Source organism: Pseudomonas fluorescens, assembly GCF_902497875.1.
Classification (GTDB): Bacteria; Pseudomonadota; Gammaproteobacteria; order Pseudomonadales; family Pseudomonadaceae; genus Aquipseudomonas; species Aquipseudomonas fluorescens_BR.
The window spans coordinates 1-3341 of sequence record NZ_CABVHY010000076.1 but is presented as its reverse complement, the minus strand read 5'-3'; the positions used below and the strand labels follow the sequence as shown (position 1 = coordinate 3341).

Sequence of the window (3341 nt, the reverse complement as noted above, 5' to 3'; positions counted from 1 at the left end):
TCCGCACCTTGGTAATACAGATCGAGAAACTCTTGCAGGTTGTTAAAGGCGTAAGCCTTGCGCAGGGTTTCGACGTCGCCCCATGGCAGGGCGATCTTGTTGCGTTCTGCCAGGGCGAACAGCAGTTCAGGCTCCAGCGACCCTTCCAGGTGCAGGTGCAATTCGGCCTTGGGAAGGGCGTTCAACCAGTCGTACATTATTGAATTCTCATCAGGTGCAATGGAGGCATTCTACAGGTCGACGCTGAGGGTTTTGGTAAAACCTGACCAGTCGGTTCATTTCGCCGCCTGCAGTTCTCGCCGATAAGCATAGGTGTTGGCAAAGCGCGACAGCAGAAATTCCGCGCGGGTGGTGATCGGATATTTCGCCGGGTGCTGCCCGCCACTGCTGCGCTAAGGTGTAACGAAACGTTAGCAACTCACCGCAGTCTGTAGCTCATCGTTTCCGGTTCTCTTCATTCGGCAAAAGGCCCGCGATGCTCACCTTACTCAAGCAAGAGAAATTCCTGCTGCTGGCGCTGCTCGCAGCGTGTACGGCCTTCGCGCTGGAGCACTGGCTGCTGCACAGCGGCCAGATGACGGCCCTGATCGGCGGGTTGGTGCTGGTGGCCTTTATCGTCTGCGCCTCGATGCGCGTCGCCCATCACGCGGAATTGCTCGCGGAAAAAGTCGGTGACCCCTATGGCACGATGATCCTGACCCTGGCCGCGGTGCTGGTCGAAGTGGTGATCCTGGCGATCATGATGAGCAACGAAGCCTCAGCGACCCTGGTGCGCGACACCATCTACTCAGCGGTGATGCTCGACATCAACGGCATCCTCGGCCTGGCGGCACTGATGGGCGGGATAAAGCATGGCGAGCAGTCCTATAACGATGACTCGGCGCGGACTTATAGCGTGATGATCCTGACCGCCATGGGCGTTTCCATGGTGGTCCCGGAGTTCATTCCCGAAGCGGATTGGAAGATTTACTCGGCCTTCACAATTGGCGCCATGGTGATGCTTTACACCTTGTTTTTGCGGATGCAGGTTGGGCCCCATAGCTATTTTTTCAGCTACAGCTACCCGGAGAAACGCCGTAAGGGCGAACCTGCGCACGACACGCCTGCGATCAACCTCGGGCTGTCCATTGGGACCTTGGTGTTCGGTGTGGTGGTGATTGGCGCACTGGCCGAGGTGATGTCGAAAACCCTCGACCTGGGCCTTGAAGGCACGGGCGCGCCACCGGTGATGACGGCGATTCTGGTGGCGGCGATTTCCGCCGCACCGGAGATTCTGACCGCATTGCGCGCGGCGCTGGCCAACCGCATGCAGTCGGTGGTCAATATTGCTTTAGGCGCTTCACTGTCGACGGTGATCCTCACGGTGCCGGTCATGGAAGCCATGGCGCTCTATACCGGCCAGCCGTTCCAGATGGCCATGACCCCGGTGCAGACGGTCATGGTGTTCATCACCCTGATCGTCAGCGCGATCAACCTCAACGATGGCGAAACCAACGCCATCGAAGGGATGACGCACTTTGTGCTGTTTGCCACTTTTGTCATGTTGTCGTTGTTGGGTCTCTAAAAAGCTTCGCGGGCAAGCCCCAATGCGTCGAACGCAAAACTTGTGGCGAGGGGGCTTGCCCCCGCTGGGTCGCGCAGCGGCCCTAAAACCTGCAATCACATTTAGTCAGGCACACCGCATTCACCGGTTTTGCGGCTGCTGCGCACCCGAGCGGGGGCAAGCCCCCTCGCCACAAATGCCCGCCAGACCAAAGATTTAGGTTAACTGACCGGCATTGGGGCAAGCTCGCTCCACAGTTGATCGTGTCGTGTCAGATGCCTGCGATCAACTGCCGCGCTGCTTGGCTGTGATCAGCAATCAATTCCTTCAAATCCAGCCCCTCAACCTGCCCGTCGATCACTCGCCATTTTCCTCCTACCATCACCCGGTCCGCTCGATCTGCGCCACACAACAGCAGCGCCGACAACGGATCATGACTACCGGAAAAACGCAGCTCATCGAGTTTGAACAACGCCAGGTCCGCCTGCTTGCCCACCGCCAGTTCGCCGATATCGCTGCGTCCGAGCAGTTGCGCCGAACCGCGGGTGGCCCAGCCGAGCACTAACTCGGGAGTGATTTTTTCCGCGCCATAACGCAGGCGTTGCAGGTAAAGCGCCTGTCGGGTTTCGAGGATCATGTTCGACGCGTCGTTGGAGGCCGAACCATCCACACCCAGGCCCAATGGCGCGCCCGCTGCGATCAAGTCCAGGGTCGGACAGATGCCTGAAGCCAGGCGCATGTTCGAGCTCGGACAATGACAGATGCCGGTGCCAGCCGCGCCCAGGCGAGCGATTTCATCCGGGTTGAAATGAATGCCATGGGCCAGCCAGGTACGAGGCCCGAGCCAGCCGACGCTGTCCAGATAATCCACGGTGCGCAGGCCGAAACGTTGCAGGCAGAAGTCTTCTTCGTCGAGGGTTTCGGCGAGATGGGTGTGCAGGCGCACGTCGAGCTTGTTGGCCAGTTCCGCACTGGCCGACATGATTTGTGGGGTAACGGAAAACGGCGAGCAGGGCGCCAGGGCAATCTGGATTTGCGCGCCATCGCCACGTTCGTGGTATTCGGCGATCAGGCGCTGGCTGTCGGCGAGAATCACTTCACCTTGTTGCACGGTCTGTTGCGGCGGCAGCCCGCCGTCGGCTTCACCCAGACTCATCGAGCCGCGGGTGAGCATCGCGCGCATGCCCAGTTCGCGCACGCTCTGGACCTGTACATCAATGGCGTTTTCCAGACCTTCGGGGAACAGGTAGTGGTGATCGGCCGCGGTGGTGCAGCCAGACAGCAGCAACTCGGCCAGAGCGACTTTGCTCGCCAATGCCAGTTTCTCCGGGGTCAGTCGAGCCCAGACCGGATACAGGGTTTTCAGCCAGGGGAATAACGGCTGATTGACCACCGGCGCCCAAGCGCGGGTCAGGGTTTGGTAGAAGTGGTGGTGGGTGTTGATCAGCCCGGGAAGGATCACATGTTCGCGAGCATCGAAGACTTGTCCACAGGGTGCGGCGGGTTGTTGCCCGGCACCGAGTACTTCGACGATCAAACCGTCTTGCAGCACCAGGCCGCCACGGGCATCGAGCGCGTTGGCAGTGAAAATGGCCAGGGGGGTTTTTAACCAGATACGGGTCGCAGGCATTGGCCGGCTCCTCTGAAAATTGGGTTCAGGTTCGCCAGCTCAGTGTTGCCCTGTCTGCTGATCCAGGGTCGCCGGTGAGGGCGAGGTTTGGAGTTTACTCAGATTACGCATTTGATGCGATAGCTTGACGGACGTGTGTGATGCCTAAAAGATCGCAGCCTGCGGCAG

2 protein-coding genes and 1 pseudogene are annotated in these 3341 nt (G+C 59.5%); 1 reads left to right on the top strand and 2 read right to left on the bottom strand.

Annotated features, from left to right (window positions below; translation table 11 throughout):
• Positions 1 to 197 (bottom strand): annotated as a pseudogene (locus F8N85_RS33500) (adenosine deaminase); the annotation flags it as partial.
• Positions 198 to 475: 278 nt separating this feature from the next.
• Here F8N85_RS33500 and F8N85_RS33495 point away from each other — a divergent pair.
• On the top strand, positions 476 to 1564 hold the full coding sequence (locus tag F8N85_RS33495) for a calcium:proton antiporter (protein WP_150807476.1): 1089 nt from the start codon (positions 476 to 478) through the stop codon (positions 1562 to 1564).
• Between the two features lie 250 nt (positions 1565 to 1814).
• Here F8N85_RS33495 and F8N85_RS33490 read toward each other — a convergent pair whose 3' ends face one another.
• On the bottom strand, positions 1815 to 3173 hold the full coding sequence (locus tag F8N85_RS33490; protein ID WP_150807651.1) for an 8-oxoguanine deaminase: 1359 nt from the start codon (positions 3171 to 3173) through the stop codon (positions 1815 to 1817).
• Positions 3174 to 3341: the final 168 nt, after the last annotated feature.